Source organism: Rhodopseudomonas sp. BR0G17 (assembly GCF_010907025.1).
Lineage (GTDB): Bacteria > Pseudomonadota > Alphaproteobacteria > Rhizobiales > Xanthobacteraceae > Rhodopseudomonas > Rhodopseudomonas palustris_H.
Map to the genome: position 1 here is coordinate 231,519 of NZ_QUML01000002.1, position 20,816 is coordinate 252,334.

Sequence of the window (20,816 nt, forward strand, 5' to 3'; positions counted from 1 at the left end):
AATGAACGAGACCATGAACAATTCGCAGGAGATGGTGCTGGGCAATGCCCGGCTGGTGTTGGCCGACCGGGTGATCGAGCACGGCTGGGTCGCGATCGCCGACGGCGTGATCGCGGAAGTCGGCGAAGGCGACGCGCCGAACGGCGCCAAGGACATGCAAGGCGATCTGGTGATGCCCGGCCTCGTCGAGCTGCACACCGATCATCTCGAGGCGCACTACACGCCGCGCCCCAAGGTGCAGTGGAATCCGGTCGCCGCCGTGGTGTCCTACGACGGCCAGCTCGCCACCTGCGGCATCACCACGGTGCTCGACTCGCTCCGGGTGTGGCGCGAGGAAGGTGCCGAGGAGGTCGATGGCCAGGCGATCGTGCTGGCCGGCGCGATCTCGACGGCGCGCGACGCGCAGCTGCTGCGCGCCGATCACTTTCTGCATCTGCGCTGTGAAATCCCGATGCCGAACGTGGTGGCGGAGGCCAAGGAGCTGATCGACCGCCCCGACATCCGGCTGATGTCCCTGATGGATCACACGCCGGGCCAGCGCCAGTTCCGCGACGAGGAGAAGCTGCGCGATTACTACCGCGGGAAGGGTGCCGGCATGACCGATGCCGAGCTCGACGTGATGTTCGCACGCCGGGTGTACTGCAAGGAGAATTACGCCGACGCCAACATGCGGGCGATCGTCGAGCTGGCGCATCGCTACGAGATTCCGCTGGCGAGCCATGACGACACCACGCCGGAGAACGTCGCAGACGCGATCCGCGACCGGGTCGCGGTCGCCGAGTTCCCGACCACGCTGGAAGCGGCGCGCGAACTGCACCAGGCCGGCATCGACATCCTGATGGGCGCGCCGAACGTGGTGCGCGGCGGCTCGCACTCCGGCAATATCGCGGCGATCGATCTGGCGCACGAGGGACTGCTCGACATCCTGTCGTCGGACTACATCCCGTCGAGCCTGTTGATCGCGGCGTTGCAATTGCCGATGCGCGCGCCGGCGATCGACCTTGCCGCCGCGATCCGTACCGTCACCAAGGCACCGGCCGAAGCGGTCGGGCTCAATGATCGCGGCGAGATCTCCAAGGGCAAGCGCGCCGACCTGATCCGCGTTCACGTCGCGCATGACGTGCCGGCGGTGCGCAGCGTCTGGCGCGAAGGACAGCGCGTGGCATGACCGATATCGCGGTGGCGGAGCAGACGACGAAACTGATCGGCCCGGGGCGGCTGGTGCTGGTGGTCGGCCCATCCGGCGCCGGCAAGGACACGCTGATCAATGCCGCCCGCTCGCTCGGTGCCGACGATACGGCGATCGTATTTGCGCGCCGCGTCGTCACCCGTGAAGCCTCTGCGGCCGAAGACAATCTGCAGGTCACGCCGGACGAATTCAGCCGCCTCGAAGCCATCGGCGAGTTCGCACTGTCTTGGCGCGCCCACGGCCATGCCTACGGTCTGCCGCGCAGTCTCGATGACGACATCCGCGCCGGACGGACCGTGGTGGCAAATGTATCCCGGATGGTGATCGACCCTGCGCGCACCGCTTACGCCAAGGTCGTCGTCGTGCTGATCACGGCGCCGGCCGAGGTGCTGGCCGCCCGAATCGCGGCGCGGGCTCGCGCCAGCGACGGCAGCATCACCGATCGCGTCGGGCGCAGCGTTGCGGCGCATCCCGACGTCACCATCAGCAATGTCGGCGATCCGATCGCCCACGCCCAAGACTTGTTGGAGATCATCCGCCATGGACGCCCGCAGCCCTGACGCTCCCCGCACCGCCTTCCCTGCGCTCGACACGGTCGAGGCGCTGGAGGCGATCTATGGCGTGCCGAACGACGCCTCCACCGAAAAGGTAGCGCACTGGATCACGCCGCCCTATCGCACGCTGATCGAGAAGTCGCCGTTCGCAGCGCTCGCCACCGTTGGACCCGAAGGACTCGATTGCTCGCCCCGCGGCGACGTCCCCGGCTTCATTCGTGTGCATGACGACACCACGCTGCTGATCCCCGACCGCCGCGGCAACAACCGGATCGACTCGCTGCGCAACGTCGTGCGCGATCCGCGCATCGGGCTGATGCTGCTGATCCCCGGCTCGATCAACGCCCTGCGCATCAACGGCCGCGGCTACGTCACCGCCGACGAGGCCTTGCGGATGTCGTTCGACGTCGAAGGCAAGGCGCCGCGCACCGTGATCGTGATGACGGTCGAGGAAATCTACTTCCAATGCGGCCGAGCGCTGATCCGCTCCTGCCTATGGGACCCGAGCAAGCAGGTCGCACAGGAATCGCTGCCGACGCCCGGCGAAATCCTCGCTTCAATGACCGAAGGCCGCGTCGGCGGCGAAGCCTACGACCGCGCCTGGCCGGAACGCGCCAAGGCGTCGATGTGGTAGCTGCCGTCTGATTGGCACGAGCATCGGCCTGCCTACCGTCATTGCGAGGAGCGAAGCGACGAAGCAATCCAGCTCGATGTGCGAGCCTCTGGATTCCTTCGCGGAGCTCGCAATAACGGTTAGACGCGCCTTCCAACGATGGAAAGCCAACCTGCCGCTCGCTGGCGCGACCTACTCGCTGCCCTGATCGGCGATGATGTCGCCGAAGCGCTCCCATTTCTCGCCGTCGAACTTCGCCATCTGGAACTGCTTGTTGACACGATAGTCGGTCGACGTGGTGGTGACGGTGATGCCGGGCAGCAGCATGTCGAGCGGCACATTGGTCAGGTGTGTCGCCTGATGCATCACATTGTCGTGGGTGAGATTGTCGCCGCAGGCTTTCAGCACGTGAACCAGCAACTGCGCGGTGATGTAGCCGTAGACGTTGAAGCTCGAATTTCGATCGCCGTCCGGGTAATACTTCGCCATGAAATCGAGGTAGCGCTTGTTGCCGGGATCGTTCGCCCACTGCGGATCGTCCGGCTCCTTGACGTAGCCAACGCTGATCACGCCCTTGGAGGCGTCCAATCCGGCCGGCTTCAGCACCGCACCGATCGATCCGGCGTTGATGTCGATGATGTGCACCGGGTGCCAGCCGATCTCGTACAGCTTCTTGATCGCCTGAGCGGCCTGTTTCGGCGTCGCGGCGCTGAACAGAAGGTCGGCGCCTGAATCCCTGATCTTAAGCAGCTGGGAATCGATCGTCGGCTCGGACAATTCGTACGAGGCTTCGGCGACGATCATCTTGGCCGCTTTGTCGCCGAGCCCCGCTTTGATGCCGGCAAGATAGTCCTTGCCGAGGTCGTCGTTTTGATACAGCACGCCGACCTTGGCTTTCGGATAGTCCTTCAGGATGTACTGACCGTAGATACGCCCTTCGACGAAATAGCTCGGGTTGAAACCGATCGTCCACGGGTAGTTCTTCGGATCGGTGAAGCGCGCCGCGCCGGTCGCCGCGAACAGCTGCGGCACCTTCTTGACGTTGAGATATTTCTGCACCGCAGCGTTAGGCGCGGTGCCGATGATCTGGAACGTCGCCAGTACCTCATCGCCTTCGACCAGTTTGCGGACCTGTTCGACGGTCTTCGGCGGCGAATAGGCGTCGTCATATTGGATCAGGTTGATCTTGCGGCCGCCGATGCCGCCCTGATCGTTCACCATCCGCATGTAAGCGGCCTGGGTCTTGCCGATCGACGAGTAAGCCGACGCGGGGCCGGAGAGCGGCACGGTCTGGCCGATCTTGATCTCGCTGTCACTGGCGCCGGGGTCGTAAGCCTTCTGTGCGGCGGCGAGCGATGCCGACACCGCCAACGCCACAATCGATGCGGCGAAGCTTGCTGCCACTTTCCTCATGTCGTTTCCTCGTGCTTGATTTTGTTGGAGCGGCCGGCGTTATCGCGCCGGTCCGGTCAGTTCTCTCGCAGTCCGGCCTCCTCGATCACGCGGCTCCACTTCGCGGTCTCGGCATCGATGACGGCCGCGAACTCCGAGCCATTCAGTCCGTGCGCTTCGAGCCCTTGGGCGATCAGCTTCTTCTTCACCTCAGTATCGCCGAGCGCCCGCAGCACCGCGTCCTGCATCCGGTCGATGATAGGCGCAGGCGTTGCGGCCGGCGCCATGAAGCCATACCAGCCGGTGGCGACGATCTGCGGAAAGCCAAGGTCGACCAGCGTCGGCGCATCCGGATAGATCGCGCTGCGCTGGGCCGAGCCGGCGCCAAGCACACGGAAATTCCCGGCCTGGATGTGGGGCAGTGCCGAGCTGATCGCCGTGAAGGTGGCGTCGACGCGTCTTGCAAGGAGTTCGGTATAGGCGGCGGCATCGCCGCGCAGCGGCACGTTGAGGCCTTTGACGCCCGCGGTCTTGAACAGCAGCTCGGCCGCAAGATGCGGCTGCGAGCCGGGCCCTGGAGAGCCGAACGTCAGCCCCTCAGGCTTCGACTTGCCGTAGGCGATCAGGTCCGGCAGCGTCTTGAAATCGGACTTGGCGTTGACGATCAGGAAGATCGGCGCGAACGCCGCCATCGCCACCGGCCGCAATTCGCTGCGTTGATAGTTCAGCTTGCCGAACAGCGCCTCCGCCGTTGCGTAAGGCGCCGCGGCGTACAGGAAGGTGTAGCCATCAGGCTGGCTGTGCGCGACCATCTCGTTAGCCAAGCGGGTGCCGGCACCGGGCTTATTTTCGACGATGAACTGCTGGTGCAGCTCGCGCTCGAGGAAATCGTTGATGATCCGCAGCGAGATGTCGTTGGCGCCGCCGGCACCGTAAGGCGAGATCGTCTTGACGATGCGGGCGGGCCAGTCGGGCGCAGCAAACACGGGCCATGGGGCCGCGCAGGCCGCGGCGGTGCCGGCAAGTAGCAGGCGGCGGGTGATCGGCATGGCGTCCCTCCCTATGGTTCGACGCCGCTGGCACGACGTCAGTCCAAGCATGAACGCGGCCGCAACTCCTGCACAGCGCGACGTTCGGGTGTCTCTCCCGCAGGGCGATGTCCGACCATGCACCTGCCGCTGCCCAGGCAGCGGCGGGCGTTCGTCGTCTCACCTCGTATTAGTTTTGGCCGGCCGCTCGCGCGGCGCAGCAGGCTCCGGATGCACGACGAGCGCGCGGATGCTCTCCGCCAGCGCACGCACGCGCGGTCCGATTTCGTTTTCGAGCTGGCCCGGCTGCAGTCGAAACGCCGGGATGCCGCAATTGATCGCAAACGCGCGATCGCGCAGCCGGAACAGCGGCGCCGCGATGGCATGGATCGCGGGCAGGTATTCACCGAAACAGGTACAGAATTGCCGGTCGGAGCATTGCCGCAGCCCGTCGTGGAAGAGATCGCGATAGCTCGCCCACATCGCCCCATCGGCGGCTTCGAGCTGCTGTTCGAGCCTTGCGGCCTCGGCCTCAGGCAGGATCGACGCAGCCGCCCGACCCATCGCGGTCCGAACCACAGGAATCGGCATCCCGATATCGGGCGTGTGCGGCCCGACATCGCCCGATCGCGCGGTTTCGACGTAAACCATCGACGGCCCGTCGAGCAGGCCGATCGAAACGGTGCCGCGTACGCTGTAGGCGAGATCCTGCATCAGCGGCCGGGCCAGCTGGCGAAACGGCATACCAGCGAGTAGCGGATGCAGCATCCGCAGGGCGCGCGCGCCCACCGCGTATTTGGCAATGCGCGCGTCGTAGTTCAGGTAGCCGAGCTCGGCGAGCGTATGCGTCAGCCGGGCAACCGTCGGCCGCGGAATCCCGGTGCGGACCGAGATCTCCATATTGCCGAGCAGCCCACCGCCCTCGAACGCCTCAAGCACCACAAGTCCCTTCGCGAGCGTCGTCGCAAACGCCCCATCGCTCGCGCTGTCGGCGAGGATGGGTTCGGCGGAGGGGCTGGGCATGAATGTTGGGCGGATGCGCGCGGTGCCAGTCATATTCCAAGTATCGGGAAGAATTTCTTAATTGTCCAATTTATTGCGAATTGAATGCGATCGCGTCCATTATGTGGACAAAACAGCTCACCCCTCGGAAGCAACCGATTCCGGGCGTGGGGCGTTGACAGGCGGGAGGACCCGCCATGAGCGAACGCAAGGAACTTGAGCCGCAGGATTTCCCGATCGAGACCGATCAGACCGCGCTGAAGACCAGCGACGGTCAGCCGATCGCCGAAGCCAAGAGCAAGAAGCTCGCCGACGATATCGCCGACCGCCTCAACGAGCAGGCGTATCGCGAAGAGCAGGACTGCTGGTCCGCCTGAGGCGACGTTAGTCCTGGGACGAGATGGTCTTGGCGAAGCGGATGCGGCAGATCGCGAGCGTGACAACGCCGATGACGAGCAACGCCAGAAGCTGTCGCCAGACCAGATCGAGCCCAGCGCCACGGTACAGCACCGCCTGCGAGAACGAGACGAACTGCGTGTTCGGCGTGAACTGCATGACGAACTGCAGCCAAGGCGGCATCGTCTCGATCGGCGTACTGGCGCCGGACAGAAGATAGAGAATGACGATCACCGGGATCGCCAACAGGCCGAACTGCGGCATCGTGCGCGCGTAGGTCGCCAGCAGCAGACCAAGCGCCGTCACCGAAAACATAAACAGCACCATGCCGAAGGTGAACAGCGGCACCGAGCCGATGATCGGCACACTCAACACGCCTTTCACCATGAACTGCAGCGACAGCAGCGCAGCGATGATAATCACCGCGCCGTTGGCGATGATCTTCGACAGCATGATGTCGAGCGGCCTCACCGGCATCACCAGGAGATGCTCGATGGTGCCGCGCTCGCGTTCGCGGATCAGCGCGGCGCCTGTCAGAATGATCGACAGCGTCGCGATGTTGTTGATCACCTGCATCACCGAGGTGAACCAAGCCGAGTTCAGGTTCGGATTGAACTTGGCGTGCATCACCAGATTGACCGGCGCGTTGGATGAGCCGGAATCCTTGCGCAGGTAAGCTGCGGTTTCATTCAGCACGATATTCTGGATATCGACCGCGCCATTGCCGGCGATCGCCATAGCGGTCGCGTCGACATCGATCTGCACGGTCGGGTTCTTGCCGGAGAGCGCGTCGGATTCGAATTTCGGCGGGATCTCGACGACGAACACGTAGCGACCGGTGTCCATCGCAGAATCGATTTCGGATGGAGCAATGGGTTCGGCGGTGCGGAACAGCGGCGGAAGCATCGCGGCGGCGATGCGGCGCGACAGTTCGGAATGATCCTCATCGACCACCGCAACTCGCGCGGCCTCGACTTCCAGCTTGGCACCCGTGGCGATCGTGTAGATCGCGACGCTGAAGACGTAGATGATGAAGCCGAGCAGGATGGGGTCGGCCCACAGGCTGCGCAGCTCCTTGCCGGTGAGACGATAGATATGCCGTAGCATCGAGCCCATCGTCACGCCTCCTGCTTGCGCAGCGCAAGGATCGCACCAATCAAATACACCAAGCCAAACCCGAACAGGATCAGCAGGTTCGGCGCCAGCATCCAGAAGCTCATGCCTTTGGTGAAGGCGCCGATGCTGACCTCCTGAAACCAGGCCGCAGGGAACGCCTCACCGAACCACCGCCCGGTCTGCGACAGCGACGATACAGGGACCAGCAGGCCGGAGAAGTTGACGGCCGGGATGATCGAAATGATCGCGACGATGAAGATCGCGGCGATCTGCGTGCTCAGGAACGACGAGAACAGTACGCCGAGCGCCGTGGTGGAGAACACGTAGAGCAGCGCGCCGCCGACGAGTGCGACGACCGAGCCTCGCACCGGAACGCCGAAGATCACGATCGCTCCGAGCAGCAACAGCACGAAGCTGAAGAACGACAGCAGCGCGTAGGGGATCTGCTTGCCGAGCAGGAATTCCGTCGCGGTCACCGGCGTCGACCGGAAGTTTGTGATCGAGCCGACTTCCTTCTCGCGGACCACGCCGACGGCGGTCAGCATCGCCGGGATCAGCATCAGGATCAGCGTAATCACGCCGGGAATGATCGAGTACACGCTCTTGAACGCCTGGTTGTAGCGGAACCGGGTCTCGATGTTGATCGGCGCGGTGGGTGACGCCATCGCATGCCGCCGATACTGCTCGGCCAGATAGGCTTGCGACAGTCCGGTGACGTAGGACCGAATGGTCTCGGCGCGGAACGGCATCGCACCGTCGATCCACACCGCCACTTCCGGCGACTTGTTGGTCAACAGGTCGCGTCCGAAACCGTGGGGCACTTCGATCACCAGCTTCAATTCACCGCTGGCGAGCCGCCGATCGATGTCTGCCGCGGATTTGATATCCGGCGCCTGCTGGAAGTATCGCGACCCGGAGAAACTCTCGAGAAGTTCGCGGCTCTCCAGCGTGTTGTCCTGGTCGTACACCGCGTAGGTGAGGTTCTCGACGTCGAACGAGATACCGAACCCGAAGGTCAGCATCAGCACCAAGGGGCCGAGGATCGCAAAAGCGAGCCGCAGCCGGTCGCGCAGAATTTCCATCGTCTCGCGGCGGGCGTAGGCCCAGAGCCGCGCCGGGTTGAACCAGTGCTGCTTGGTGATCGCCTCGCGCGGCGCGGCGAAGCTGTCCTCTTCACCGTCATGTTGAACGCCAGTCGCCTCTTCCAGATAGGCGATGAAGGTCTGCTCGAGATCGGCAGCGCCGCGGCGCTCGACCAGCTCGTGCGGCGCGCCGACCGCCAGCACCTTGCCGGCGTGCATCAACGAAATCCGATCGCAGCGCTCAGCCTCGTTCATGAAGTGGGTCGAGATGAAGATGGTGACGCCGTCCTGGCGCGACAGCCCGATCAGCATCCGCCAGAACGAATCCCGCGCCACCGGATCAACGCCGGAAGTCGGTTCGTCGAGAATCAACACTTCGGGGCGATGGATCACCGCGACCGCAAGCTGCAGCCGCTGGCGCAGACCGAGTGGCAGGCTGTCGGGTCGGGAGTCGGCAACATCGGCGAGATCGAACCGCGCCAGCATCTCGGCGACGCGATCGGGAATTTGTGCACTCGGCAGTTCGAACAATTGCGCGTGCAGCAGCAGGTTCTGCCGCACCGTCAATTCGGAGTACAGCGAGAAGCTCTGCGACATGTAGCCGACGCGCTTGCGGGTCGCCATGTCGGAGGCGTCGAGCACTTCACCGAACAGCCGCGCCTCGCCTTCGGTCGGCGTCAGCAGGCCGGTTAGCATCTTCATCGTGGTCGACTTGCCGCAGCCGTTGGAGCCGAGGAAGCCGAAGATCTCGCCGCGCTTGATCTGGAAGTTAACCTGGTCGACCGCGGTGAAGTCGCCGAACCGGCAGGTCAGGTTCTCGGCTTCGATCGCGTAGCCGTCTCCGCTGTTCGGCAACGGCGGCAGCACAACATCGGCATAGTTGGCGCGCATCTCGGCCGGCAGCAGCGCGATGAAGGCTGCATCCAGTGTCGGCTGCTTGGTTTGCGCCCGCAGTTCGGCCGGAGCACCGGCACCAATCACCTTGCCGTCGTTGAGAGCCGCGAGCCAATCGAACCGCTCGGCCTCTTCCATATAGGCGGTGGCGACCAGCACGCTCATCTGCGGCCGCCGCTTGCGGATGCGATCGATAAGTTCCCAGAACTGCCGGCGCGACAGCGGGTCGACGCCGGTTGTCGGCTCGTCGAGGATCAGCAGATCCGGATCGTGAATCAGCGCGCAGCACAGCGACAGTTTCTGCTTCATGCCGCCGGACAGTTTGCCGGCAGGCCGATCGCCGAACGGCGACAGGCCGGTGGCGCGCAGCAACTCTGCAATGCGCGCCTTGCGCTCGGCCGTGCCCTGGCCGAACAGCCGACCGAAGAAATCCAGATTCTCGAACACCGACAGCGTCGGATACAGATTGCGGCCGAGGCCCTGCGGCATGTAGGCGATCCGCGCCGCACTGGCGGCGCGATGACGCGCATCGCGCATATCGCCGTCCAGCGCCAGCACGTCGCCGCTCTGGATCCGGCGCACGCCGGCGATCAGCGCCAGCATCGTCGATTTGCCGACGCCGTCGGGCCCGATCAGGCCGACCATCTTGCCGGCGGGTAATTCCAGCGTGACGTCGTCCAGAGCATGTATCGCGCCGTAGGCGTGAGTGACATGCGTGAGACGCGCGGCGAAGCCGGTCATTGCGGCAGCTTGACCTGCAGGTTATCCGGCCATGGCTTGTCGCTGTCCGTGCGCAAATACGCCATCCCGCGCACGCCGGTCTTCACCTCGCGCTCGTATTTGCGCAGCAGGTCCGGAGGCAGCGTCAGCTTGACGCGGAACATCAGCTTTTCGCGCTCGTCCTTGGTTTCGACCGCCTTCGGCGTGAACTGCGCTTCGCTGGCCACGAAGGTGACCTTCGCCGGCACCACATATTGCGGGATCGCGTCGAGGATCAGCCGGGCGTCGGAACCGTAAGCCAACGCGGCTGCGACACTCGCCGGCACGAACACCGTCATGTAGACGTCGGTGAGGTCGACCAGCGTCAGCACGCGGGAGCCGGCACCGAGCACTTCACCGGCCTGCGCCAGCTTGTACTGAATGCGGCCACGGCGCGGCGCCTTCAGCTGCATATCGTCCAGCACGGTCTTGATCCGAGCCACTTCGGCGCGGGCGGCATCAATCGCAGCCGTGGCGTCACTGAGGCTCGCCTTCGCGGCGATCAGCGCCGCGTCGGCGACGTTCTGCGCGGCCTGGCGCTGGTCGCGGATTTCGGCGGTGGAGAAGCCTTTTTCGAACAGCGCTTCGGCGCGGCCGAGCTGCTGAGCGGCGAGCTTCTGTTCGCTTTCCCGCTGCAGCACCATCGCTTCAGCGACCGCCTTGCTCTGCACGGCGCGGCGCTCCTGCGCTTCGGCAGCAAGGAGCTGGGCCTGAATGTCGGAGACGTCCATCTTCACCAGAAGCTGGCCCTTCTCGACCTCGTCGCCCTCCTTCACCAGGACTTCGGCGATCCGGCCCGCCAGCTTGGTGGCGATCTCGACCTGTTCGGATTCGAGCCGGCCGTTGGCCGAGGCAAAGCCCGCGGGCAGCCGCTTCGGCATCAGCTTTTGGATCAGCTTGTCGAACTTATCGTCGGCGTGAGCGGGAAGCGGGCCGGCCAAAATGCCGGCTCCGACACACAGGGCGCTGAACAGCCGGACACCACGGCGGGTCGGGTGGAAGATCGTCATCATACGGCTCCGGAATCACGGACTGAACAGTGAGCGCCCCCGCCTCAGCTATCCCTCCGCTCGTTAAAGGCCAATTCCGCTTTGAAACGGATTGTCCGCGAAGCTCGTTCGCGGTATTGAACACAATTGTTCAAATCAGATCAAGTGTGTCCAAGATCGTGTCCAGCCCGGCGCAGCGACAGATCTACCTGGCGGCGATGCAATTATTCGCCGAGCGCGGACTGACGCAGATCAGCGTAACCGATTTGGCCCAGGCGGCCGGTGTCGCGCGGGGCACAGTTTACAATAACCTTGGCGACCTCACCGGCCTGTTCGACCTAGTGGTTACCAATCTCGCCACCGAATTGAATCCCCGGCTGACCGTGGCGCTGGCGGAGTGTCATGAGCCGGTGCGGCGGCTCGCGACCTGGATGCGACTGCTGATCCGCCAGGCGCATGAAGAGCCACGGCTCGGCCGGTTCGTCTGCCGGTTCGGCATGAGTTCGACGACTCTGCGGGTGGTCTGGGACGGACGTCCGCTCGACGACCTAGCCACCGGACTGTCGCAACGCGGCCACAGCCTCGGTCCCGCGCAGATCGCCTCGGCTGCTAATTTCATCTCGGGCGCGATCCTGGGTGCCATTTTTACAAGTCTCGACGGCCACCGCACGTGGGTCGACGCGGCTGCCGAGACCGTGGAATGGGTGCTGGTCGGCCTCGGGGTGTCGCGCGAGGAAGCCCGGAACCTGGCCGTCGGCGATCTTCCGCCACTGCCGGAGTGATCACAGCGGCGAGACGGCACGGCCCTTGCCGTTGAACTTACCGTCCCCCGGTCTTATGCCTGGGCGATGCAGACATCCATTGATACGGCCCCGCCGCTGATGACCCGGTTCCGCTCCAGCGCGGCACCGCACAAGCCCGCGCCTTTCCTGCCGATGAGCCGGGCCGAGATGAATAAGCTCGGCTGGGATGCCTGCGACGTCGTGCTGGTGACTGGTGATGCCTATGTCGACCATCCGAGCTTCGGCATGGCGATCATCGGCCGGCTCCTCGAATCCCAGGGTTTTCGCGTCGGCATTATCTCGCAGCCGGATTGGCAATCCGCCGAGCCGTTCAAAGCGCTTGGCAAGCCGCGCGTGTTCTTCGGCGTCACCGGCGGCAACATGGACTCGATGGTCAACCGCTACACGGCGGACCGAAGGCTGCGCCACGACGATGCCTACACGCCGAACGGCGAAGGCGGCAAACGGCCGGACCGCTGCACGCTGGTCTATGCGCAACGATGCCGCGAAGCGTTCAAAGACGTGCCGGTCATTCTTGGCGGCATCGAGGCCTCGCTGCGCCGGATCGCGCATTACGATTACTGGTCCGACAAGGTTCGGCGCTCGGTGCTGGCGGACGCCAAGGCCGATCTGCTGCTCTACGGCAACGCCGAGCGCGCGGTGGTCGAAGTCGCGCATCGGTTAGCTGCCGGCGAAGCACCGCGCGAGCTAGACGACATCCGCGGCGTCGCGCTGTTCCGCCGCGTGCCGGACAACTACACGGAACTGCACGCCGACGACCTCGATGCCGCCGATGAAGGCGCGCGGCAGGTGCGCGGCGACGTGGTGATCCGGCTGCCGAGTTGTGAGCAGGTCGAGCAGGACAAGGAAGCCTATGCCCGCGCCTCGCGCGTGCTGCATCGGGAAAGCAATCCCGGCAATGCGCGACCGCTGGTCCAGCGCCATGGCGATCGCGACCTGTGGCTCAATCCGCCGCCGATCCCTCTGACCACCGAAGAGATGGACTCGGTCTACGACCTCCCCTACGCCCGTGCGCCGCATCCGTCCTACGGCAATGCCAAGATCCCGGCGTGGGACATGATCAAGAATTCGGTGACGATTATGCGCGGCTGCTTCGGCGGCTGCACCTTCTGCTCGATCACCGAGCACGAAGGCCGCATCATCCAGAGCCGGTCGGAAGCCTCGATCCTGCAGGAGATCGAGAAGATCCGCGACAAGACACCTGGCTTCACCGGCGTGATCTCCGACATCGGCGGCCCTACCGCCAACATGTACCGGATGGCGTGCAAGGACCCGACGATCGAGTCCTCGTGCCGTAAGCCGTCCTGCGTGTTCCCGGATATCTGCCCGAACCTCAACACCTCGCACGACGACCTGATCCGGCTGTACCGCAAGGTGCGCGAGGTGAAGGGCATCAAGAAGGTGATGGTGGCGTCGGGCGTACGCTACGATCTGGCGGTGAAGAGCCCGGCCTACATCAAGGAGTTGGTGAGCCATCACGTCGGCGGTTACTTGAAGATCGCGCCGGAGCACACCGAGCGCGGGCCGCTCGACAAAATGATGAAGCCGGGCATTGGCGCCTATCACCGCTTCAAGCAGATGTTCGAGGCCGCCGCCAAGCAGGCCGGCAAGCAGTACTATCTGATCCCGTATTTTATCGCGGCGCATCCCGGCACGACCGACGAGGACATGATGAACCTCGCGCTGTGGCTGAAGCGCAATCGCTACCGCGCCGACCAGGTGCAGACCTTCCTGCCGTCACCGATGGCGACTGCGACCGCGATGTATCACAGCGGCGTCAACCCGCTGCGCGGCGTCCGCCACGGCGCCAGCGAGCCGGTCGAGGCGATCAAGGGCCTGCGGCAGCGCAGGCTGCACAAGGCGTTCCTGCGCTATCACGATCCGGACAATTGGCCGGTGCTGCGCGAGGCGCTGAAAGCGATGGGACGCGCCGACCTGATCGGCTCACGGCCGGATCAGCTGGTGCCGGCGCATCAGCCGCCCGGCACCGGCAAGGCCGCCGGCACCCGCCGCCCGGTGCGCGGCGATGGACCAAAGCCACAGCGCTTCACTACCAAGGGCGTGCGGCTGGTGAAGTAGCCGACGCTGCTCGCAAGCCGCCCGCTGATGCCGAGGCTATTGATCTCAGCCATCAATGCGTCGTGGCCGGGCTCATCCCGCCTGCGGGGACGTAGCCTTCGGCGCGGCGAAGGCCCGGCCATCCACGTCTTTGGTCTTGCACGGCGTTCAAGACGTGGATGCCCGCGACAAGCGCGGGCATGACGGCCTGCTGCTGGGTATTACGTCAGCAGCCCGCGCTTGCCTTCTTTCCAGCGCGCGAATTCGGTCTGCAGCACTGAGACGTGCTCGTCCTCTTCGGCGGCAAGTTCGCGATAGAGCTGACGCTCGACCGAACCGTCCGGGGTCTCGCCGACCCGGGTCTTGAAGAACGAGGCGGCGCGCCGCTCGAACTCGATCGCGGCTTCGAACAGCGTGGTCGGATCGCCGATCCGGCCTTTGACACCCGCCATGATCGCCGCGGTGCCGAGATGGAAGCCCTCGGTCGCCTGCGGAATCGCCACATGGTAGCGATTGGCCAGCGTGGTCATGTGCTCCTCTTCCATCGCGGCGAAGCTAAGGAACAGCTCCTGCAATGTCGGATCGGAGGTTTCTTTCGCGGCGCGGGCATAGAATGCGCGGCCGCCGAGTTCGATCTCGAACGCGGTGCGGATCGCCGCAAGCCCGGCCTCGTCGTTGACGCCGGCGCGGTCGAGCGGCTGCAGCTTGCCACCGCAATGCGGGCACATCCCGTAAGGGAACGCGAAGCCTTCGCTGACCTTGGCGCAGTCGTCGCAGCGCCATTGCAGCTCGGAGCCGGCACAGCAGATGTATTCTTCGGAGCCTTCCAGCGGCTGGTGACACTTCGGGCAATGCGCCACGCCATCCTCCTCGATCGGCGATGCCAGCTTGCCGGCGACGAAATCGTCGGCATCCTGCGCGGTGATGGGCCACTTGGTCTTGTTCAGACGCAGCCAAGCGGCGATCGACTTGGCGGCGCGGCGGCCCGCGCTCATCGCCAAGATCACAGTGGCGCCCCCGGTGACGATGTCGCCGCCGGCGAACACGCCCGGCATGTTGGTCGACTGGGTGTCGTCATCGGCTGCGATGTTGCCCCACTTGTTGAGCGCGAGGCCGGGCGTCGCTTGGCCGATGATCGGATTCGGCTTGGTGCCGAGCGCATAGATCACCGTGTCGCATTCGAGCTCGATGAACTCGTCGAGCGGCACCGGCTTGCGTCGACCGCGCTCGTCGGCCTCGCCGAGCTCCATCTTCTGCAGCCGCACCGCACGGACGTCGCCGCTCTCGGTGACGAGAATCTCCACCGGAGAATGCAGGAAGAAGAAGTCGACGCCTTCCTCCTTGGCGTGGCGGATTTCTTCGATGCGGGCCGGCGCCTCGGCTTCCGACCGGCGATAGACGCAGCGCACAGTCTCGGCGCCGACACGGCGGGCGACACGCAAGCAATCCATCGCGGTGTTGCCGGCGCCGATCACGATGACGCTGTTGCCGACGCTGACAGGCGTATCGAGATACGGGAAGCGGTCGCCGCCCATCAGATTGATACGAGTGAGGAATTCGTTGGCCGAATAGACCCGGCCGGCGAACTCGCCGGGAATACCCAAGAAGGTCGGCGCACCGGCGCCGGCCGCGACGAACACCGCGTCGAATCCGCGGTCGCGCATCAACTGTTCGATGGTGAAGGTCTTGCCGACGACCTTGTTGGTCTCAAACTTGACGCCGACATCCTTCAGCCGCTGAATTTCGCGATCGATGATGTCGCGCGGCAGCCGGAATGACGGAATGCCATATTGCAGCACGCCGCCGAGCACGTGCAGCGCCTCGTACACGGTGGTCTCGACATTGTAGCGGGTGAGATCGGCCGCGGCGGCAAGGCCCGCCGGGCCGGAGCCGACGATCGCGACCTTGCCGATCGTCTTGGACAGATCGATCGGCTTGCTCTTCGGCGCCCGCGCGTTGTCACCGATGAAGCGCTCAAGACGACCGATCGCGACCGGCTCATGCTTCTTGTACTTGCGGATGATGCACTGCGCTTCGCACTGCGTCTCCTGCGGGCAGACGCGGCCGCAGATCGAGGGGAAGATGCTCGACTGATAGATCGTCTCCAGCGCCGCGTCGAAGTCGCGGAACAGGATGTTGCGGATGAACACCGGAATGTCGATGCCGACCGGGCAGCCCGCCACGCAGGTCGGCGTGATGCACTGAATGCAACGCTCGGCTTCCTGCAGGGCTTCCTCGACCGAATAGCCGAGATTGACTTCCTTGAAATTGGTGGCGCGCTCGTGGGCGTTGCGTTCGGGCATCGGGGTTTGATGCGGCGGCAGCGTCGCCAGCTTCTTGTAGTTGCGCTTGCCCTCGACGATCAGCTGCTTTTCGAGATTGCAGACATGGGCGAAGTGTTCGTTCGCCTTGTCTTCCTCGGTCTTGAAACGTTTCTGGCGGGCGTGCAGCTCGTGGAAGTCGACCTTATGACCGTCGAAATCCGGGCCGTCGACGCAGGCGAACTTCACTTCATTGCCGACCGTGACCCGGCATGAACCGCACATGCCGGTGCCGTCGACCATGATGGTGTTGAGCGACACCATGGTCTTGACGCCGTGCGGACGGGTGGTCTCGACGCAGGCGTGCATCATCGGCATCGGGCCGATCGCCACCACCTTGTCGGGCTTCTGCTGGGTGATGATGCGCTCCAGCGCCGCAGTGACGAGGCCGGGCTCGCCGTAGCTGCCATCATCGGTGCAGATGATCAGCTCGTCGGCGAATTCGCGGAACTTGTCCTCCCAGAACACCAGATCCTTGGTGCGGAAGCCCATAATCGCGGTCGTGCGCGCGCCGGATTGTTTGAAGGCCCGGAGCTGCGGGAAGATGGGCGCGACGCCGAGGCCGCCGCCGACGAACACCACGTGGTCGACCTTGTCGATGTGTTGCGGCAGACCGAGCGGACCGACGAAGTCTTCGAATGCTTCGCCTTCCTTGAACTTGTCGCGCATCTCGCGCGTGGTCTTGCCGAGCGCCTGGACGACGACCGTCACCAGCCCCTTGTCGCGATCGAAATCGGCGACGGTGAGCGGAATGCGCTCGGCACCGTCGTAGAGACGAAGCATGACGAAATGGCCGGGCTCGGCAGAAGCCGCGATATCCGGTGCCTCGACGTCCCACAGGAAGGTCGCGTCCGAGAACTGCTCGCGTCGAACAATACGATACATGGTGACAGCACAGATTGGTCCGAGGCCGGCGAACGGCATCGAGAGGTGAGGGGAAAGCGGCTCAAAATAGCCAACGAGCGCCAAATTGATTTGACTTCGGTCATGTCCGGTCCGGCGCCGCACGGTTGCCGGCGCACGCAGTCCACTCGGGTGACGATCGACGGATTCGGCTGATTTGTGCGCTATTGACCGGCGCTGACGGGCAGCAAGCGAGTCTTCACCCGACGTTCCGCATGCATGACCGGCATGCAAAAGGCCGCCCGGCTTTCGTCGGGCGGCCTTAGACATAGGTCTAAGAATGAGAGCGCTAGAGCTTCCCGCGCGCCTCAGGTCTCGATCTTGACGTACTCGAAATCGCCCGGGCGATTGTCGATGCCGACCTTCGGCGGCGAGATCCACGGCGCGTACTGCCCGGCCTCCGACACCGGCACCATCAGCGAGGCGATGAATTCGCCATCATCCTTCGACGGCAGCCATTCGTTGCGCCGCTTGGCCCAGGTCGCCGGATCGATCAGCACGCCGTCGGGCGTCGCTTCGACATCCTTGAACTCGCCGATCTGGCGGTGGAACGCGACGTGCGGCAGCTTGAGCTGGAAGTCGTACCCGGCGGTGGTGATCACCTTGTTCCAGCGCAGCAGACCCTTGACGCAATCCTGCGAGTAGTCGTCGCGCAGCCGCATGTTCAGCGCGGTCAACGCCGGCTCGTCGACACGCTTGATCTCGCCGTCTACCAGCTTCAGCACCGGATAGGTGTCGTGCTCGAGCTTGTGGTCGTCCTGGATTTGAGTCTCGTGGAAGCGCCCCTTGATGCCGGCATTGAACGCATTGGCAGCGTTGGTCGAAACTTCCGAGCCGAACAGATCGAGCGACAGCGAGTAGTGCAGATTGAGCTTCTTTTGCACCGTCGGCAAGTCGATCACGCCGAGCGCGCGGACCTTGTCGATGTCGGTCGGATCGGTGATCCCGGCGGCGCGCATCGCCTCGCAGGTCCGCTGCACCACCCGGCTGATGCCGGTCTCGCCGACGAACATGTGGTGCGCTTCTTCGGTCAACATGAAGCGGCAGGTGCGCGACAACGGATCGAAGCCCGACTGCGCCAGGCTGTGCAGCTGCATCTTGCCGTCGCGATCGGTGAAGTAGGTGAACATGAAGAACGACAGCCAGTCCGGCGTCGCCTCGTTGAACGCACCCAGCATCCGCGGCGCATCGTCCGAGCCGGAGCGGCGGCGGAGCAGACCGTCGGCCTCCTCACGGCCGTCGCGTCCGAAGTATTTCTGCAGCAGGTACACCATCGCCCACAGATGGCGGCCCTCTTCGACGTTGACCTGGAACAGGTTGCGCATGTCGTAGAGCGATGGCGCGGTCTTGCCGAGATGGCGCTGCTGCTCGACCGAGGCAGGCTCGGTGTCCCCCTGGATCACGATCAGCCGCCGCAGCATCGCGCGGTGCTCGCCCGGCACCTCCTGCCAGGCCGGCTCGCCGTAATGCTGGCCGAAAGGCACGACACGGCCTTCTTCCTTCGGCGCCAGCAGAATGCCCCAGCGATAATCAGGCATCTTGACGTAGTCGAACTTCGCCCAGCCGCGCGGGTCGACCGAATACGCCGTGCGCAAGTACACCAGCGACTCCTGGAAGCCCTCCGGCCCCATGTCGTTCCACCAGTCGATGTAGCCGGGATGCCATCCTTCGAGCGCCTTCAGCACCTGGCGATCGGAGCCGAGATCAACGTTGTTGGGGATCTTGGTCGAATAGTCGACGTGCATGATGTTCATATTCATGGGCGGCTCCCGGGTTGATCGCGGTATCAATCACCGTCATTGCGAGGAACGGAACGACGAAGCAATCCAGCTACCTCGCGCGCGGTCCTGGATTGCTTCGCTTCGCTCGCAATGACGAAGCAGGTGTCTCGTTTCAGCGAGAGCGCACTACATCGAGCTGATCGCTCGTGTCAGACCCTCGTCATATCGAATTGAGGCTTCTGCCCGCTGCCGTAGCGGCGAAGCGCGCCGACCTCGCCGACCGCGTTCGGGCGCTGGAAGATCCAGTTCTGCCAGGCGGTGAGGCGCGCGAAGATCTTCGACTCCATGGTCTCGGGGCCGACGAAGCGCAGGTTCGCTTCCATGCCGGTGAGACTGTCGGGCGAAAACGATGCGCGCTCTTCCAGGAAGACGCGAACCTCATCGTCCCAATCGATATCGTCGAGCGCGAACGTGACCAGACCGAGCATTTCTGCGGCCTCGGCATCGAGCGCTTCGCCGGTTTTGCTCTGCACCGCCTCGTGGTCGGCCGGATCAGCTTGGAAGCGCGACTGCAGCCGGGTGAGACCGTGGCTCATCGGATAGGCACCGAAGTTGAGTCCCGACAGCGTCAGCATCGGCGGCGGGCGGTTGTCGCCGTCACGCGAGCCGATCAGCATGTAGCTGCGGTCGGCGGCGAACACGAGCTCCGCCAGCGTGCCGGCGAAGCAGGAGCCAGGCTCCACCAGCGTCACCAGCGAGCGCGACGTGACATCGACGCGCTTCAGCACGCGCTTCCAGAAATGGCGGATCTCATTGACCAGCCAGTGATCCTTGTGTGCTTCGAGAAGCGCGTCGTAAGCCAGCACTTGGTTTGCATCGCCATGGGACTTGAACACCCACAGTCCCAGCTCCGGCTCGTTCAGCCGCAGATGCAGAATGGCGTCGTCGAGTTCGCGGGCGAGCTGCAACGGCCAGAACGCCGCGCCTTGCGCCTGCAGCGCCTCGATCGAGGTCGGCGGCGCCGCGTCCGGGCCGCTCAGCGTGATGGTCGCGATCCGAGCGCCGCGATCGATCTCGATGCCGACCAAGCCGTAGCGGACGCTGGTATCGTCAAACTGGCGCTGCAGCGGCGTCAGCTGGACGCCCGTGTCGCCTCCGTTCCGCGGCGAGGCGGCAGCAAGTTCGCGGGCGCGCTCAACCACCTTGGCGTCGAGCTTGGTGGTCGCGGCGATGTCGTCGACCAGCCGCCACTGCACCGCGCGCTTGCCCTTGATGCCTTCCTCGATGGTGCAGAACACATCGGCATGATCGCGGCGAACCTTGCGCTTATCGATCACGCGGGTCAGGCCGCCGGTGCCGGGCAGCACCGCGAGTAGAGGTACTTCCGGCAACGCGACCGCTGCGGAGCCGTCGTCGGCCATGATGATGTGATCGGCGGCCAGCGCGAGTTCGTAGCCGCCGCCGGCCGCGGTGCCGTTGATCACCGCGATGCTACGCTGACCGGAATGCTGCGACGAATCCTCGATGCCGTTGCGGGTCTCATTGGTGAACTTGCAGAAGTTGACCTTGTGGACGTGGCTGGCCCCGGCCAGCATCCGGATATTGGCGCCTGCGCAGAACACCCGGTTCTTGGCGGAGCGTAGCAGGATCACCTTCACGGCGGGATGTTCGAACCGCAGCCGCTGCATCGCGTCGGCGAGTTCGATGTCGACGCCGAGATCGTAGGAATTGAGCTTGAGCTGGTACCCTTCGAACAGACCACCGTTCTCGTCGACGTCCAGGGTGAGCGTTGCGATCTCGCCATCGACCGTCAGCTTCCAATGCCGGTAGCGGGACGGCTCGGTCTGAAAATCGACCCGCACAGCTCCGTTCGCGAGCGGGCGCGTGTCTGCGGCCTCGGCCATGGCGGCTCCCTGCGCTTTCCTCTTGCTTCTAATATGCATTATAATTCATGTTTCGCCGGAGAGTCCAGCCGCAAATGCGACTTTGATGCATT

The 20,816-nt window shown here is 64.4% G+C and carries 15 protein-coding genes; 6 read left to right on the plus strand and 9 right to left on the minus strand.

Annotated elements, in window-relative coordinates:
* The first annotated feature begins 1 nt into the window (after window position 1).
* The 3 genes from DY467_RS03150 to DY467_RS03160 are packed head-to-tail and all read left to right on the plus strand — an operon-like array spanning window position 2 to window position 2,377.
* Window positions 2-1,168 (plus strand): alpha-D-ribose 1-methylphosphonate 5-triphosphate diphosphatase, encoded by a 1,167-nt coding sequence (locus DY467_RS03150; RefSeq protein ID WP_502706438.1) that lies wholly within the window; start codon window positions 2-4, stop codon window positions 1,166-1,168.
* Window positions 1,165-1,749, plus strand: a complete 585-nt coding sequence (gene phnN, locus DY467_RS03155) for a phosphonate metabolism protein/1,5-bisphosphokinase (PRPP-forming) PhnN (protein ID WP_164633997.1) — start codon at window positions 1,165-1,167, stop codon at window positions 1,747-1,749. The genes DY467_RS03150 and phnN overlap by 4 nt, the downstream gene beginning before the upstream one ends.
* Window positions 1,730-2,377, plus strand: a complete 648-nt coding sequence (locus DY467_RS03160) for a pyridoxamine 5'-phosphate oxidase family protein (RefSeq protein ID WP_164633998.1) — start codon at window positions 1,730-1,732, stop codon at window positions 2,375-2,377. Before phnN ends, DY467_RS03160 begins: the two co-directional genes overlap by 20 nt.
* 171 nt (window positions 2,378-2,548) lie before the next feature.
* On the opposite strand, the gene DY467_RS03165 is transcribed toward DY467_RS03160, so the two are convergent.
* The 3 genes from DY467_RS03165 to DY467_RS03175 form a co-directional block, all read right to left on the minus strand.
* Window positions 2,549-3,769, minus strand: coding sequence for an ABC transporter substrate-binding protein (locus DY467_RS03165; RefSeq protein WP_164633999.1), 1,221 nt, complete (start codon window positions 3,767-3,769; stop codon window positions 2,549-2,551).
* Between the two features lie 56 nt (window positions 3,770-3,825).
* Window positions 3,826-4,797 (minus strand): Bug family tripartite tricarboxylate transporter substrate binding protein, encoded by a 972-nt coding sequence (locus tag DY467_RS03170; protein WP_164634000.1) that lies wholly within the window; start codon window positions 4,795-4,797, stop codon window positions 3,826-3,828.
* 159 nt (window positions 4,798-4,956) lie between these two features.
* Window positions 4,957-5,832 carry an IclR family transcriptional regulator gene (locus DY467_RS03175; RefSeq protein ID WP_164634001.1) on the minus strand — a complete coding sequence of 292 codons (876 nt, stop codon included), beginning with the start codon at window positions 5,830-5,832 and terminating at the stop codon, window positions 4,957-4,959.
* A 143-nt stretch (window positions 5,833-5,975) separates the two neighbouring features.
* On the opposite strand from DY467_RS03175, the gene DY467_RS03180 reads away from it, so the two are divergent.
* On the plus strand, window positions 5,976-6,155 hold the full coding sequence (locus tag DY467_RS03180) for a hypothetical protein (protein WP_107342872.1): 180 nt from the start codon (window positions 5,976-5,978) through the stop codon (window positions 6,153-6,155).
* A gap of 7 nt (window positions 6,156-6,162) precedes the next feature.
* Here the strand turns inward: DY467_RS03180 and DY467_RS03185 are convergent, their stop codons facing one another.
* The 3 genes from DY467_RS03185 to DY467_RS03195 are packed head-to-tail and all read right to left on the minus strand — an operon-like array spanning window position 6,163 to window position 11,035.
* The gene (locus DY467_RS03185) at window positions 6,163-7,290 is read right to left on the minus strand and encodes an ABC transporter permease (RefSeq protein WP_164634002.1); all 1,128 of its coding nucleotides are present in this window, start codon (window positions 7,288-7,290) and stop codon (window positions 6,163-6,165) included.
* A gap of 2 nt (window positions 7,291-7,292) precedes the next feature.
* A complete protein-coding gene (rbbA, locus tag DY467_RS03190; RefSeq protein WP_164634003.1) occupies window positions 7,293-10,007 on the minus strand; it encodes a ribosome-associated ATPase/putative transporter RbbA in 2,715 nt (904 codons plus the stop codon).
* Window positions 10,004-11,035: an HlyD family secretion protein gene (locus DY467_RS03195; protein WP_164634004.1), complete on the minus strand. Its 1,032-nt coding sequence runs from the start codon at window positions 11,033-11,035 to the stop codon at window positions 10,004-10,006. The genes rbbA and DY467_RS03195 overlap by 4 nt, the downstream gene beginning before the upstream one ends.
* Window positions 11,036-11,181: 146 nt before the next feature.
* Here DY467_RS03195 and DY467_RS03200 point away from each other — a divergent pair, with 146 nt between their 5' ends.
* Complete coding sequence (locus DY467_RS03200) at window positions 11,182-11,796, plus strand: TetR/AcrR family transcriptional regulator (RefSeq protein WP_349627604.1); 615 nt, start codon at window positions 11,182-11,184, stop codon at window positions 11,794-11,796.
* Between the two features lie 66 nt (window positions 11,797-11,862).
* Window positions 11,863-13,896: a YgiQ family radical SAM protein gene (locus tag DY467_RS03205; protein ID WP_164634005.1), complete on the plus strand. Its 2,034-nt coding sequence runs from the start codon at window positions 11,863-11,865 to the stop codon at window positions 13,894-13,896.
* 200 nt (window positions 13,897-14,096) lie between these two features.
* Here the strand turns inward: DY467_RS03205 and gltA are convergent, their stop codons facing one another.
* From gltA to boxC, 3 genes are all read right to left on the minus strand, one after another.
* On the minus strand, window positions 14,097-17,081 hold the full coding sequence (gene gltA, locus DY467_RS03210; RefSeq protein WP_164634006.1) for an NADPH-dependent glutamate synthase: 2,985 nt from the start codon (window positions 17,079-17,081) through the stop codon (window positions 14,097-14,099).
* 326 nt (window positions 17,082-17,407) lie between these two features.
* Window positions 17,408-18,859: a benzoyl-CoA 2,3-epoxidase subunit BoxB gene (gene boxB / locus DY467_RS03215; protein ID WP_164634007.1), complete on the minus strand. Its 1,452-nt coding sequence runs from the start codon at window positions 18,857-18,859 to the stop codon at window positions 17,408-17,410.
* 170 nt (window positions 18,860-19,029) lie between these two features.
* Window positions 19,030-20,724, minus strand: a complete 1,695-nt coding sequence (boxC, locus tag DY467_RS03220) for a 2,3-epoxybenzoyl-CoA dihydrolase (protein WP_164634008.1) — start codon at window positions 20,722-20,724, stop codon at window positions 19,030-19,032.
* Window positions 20,725-20,816: the final 92 nt, after the last annotated feature.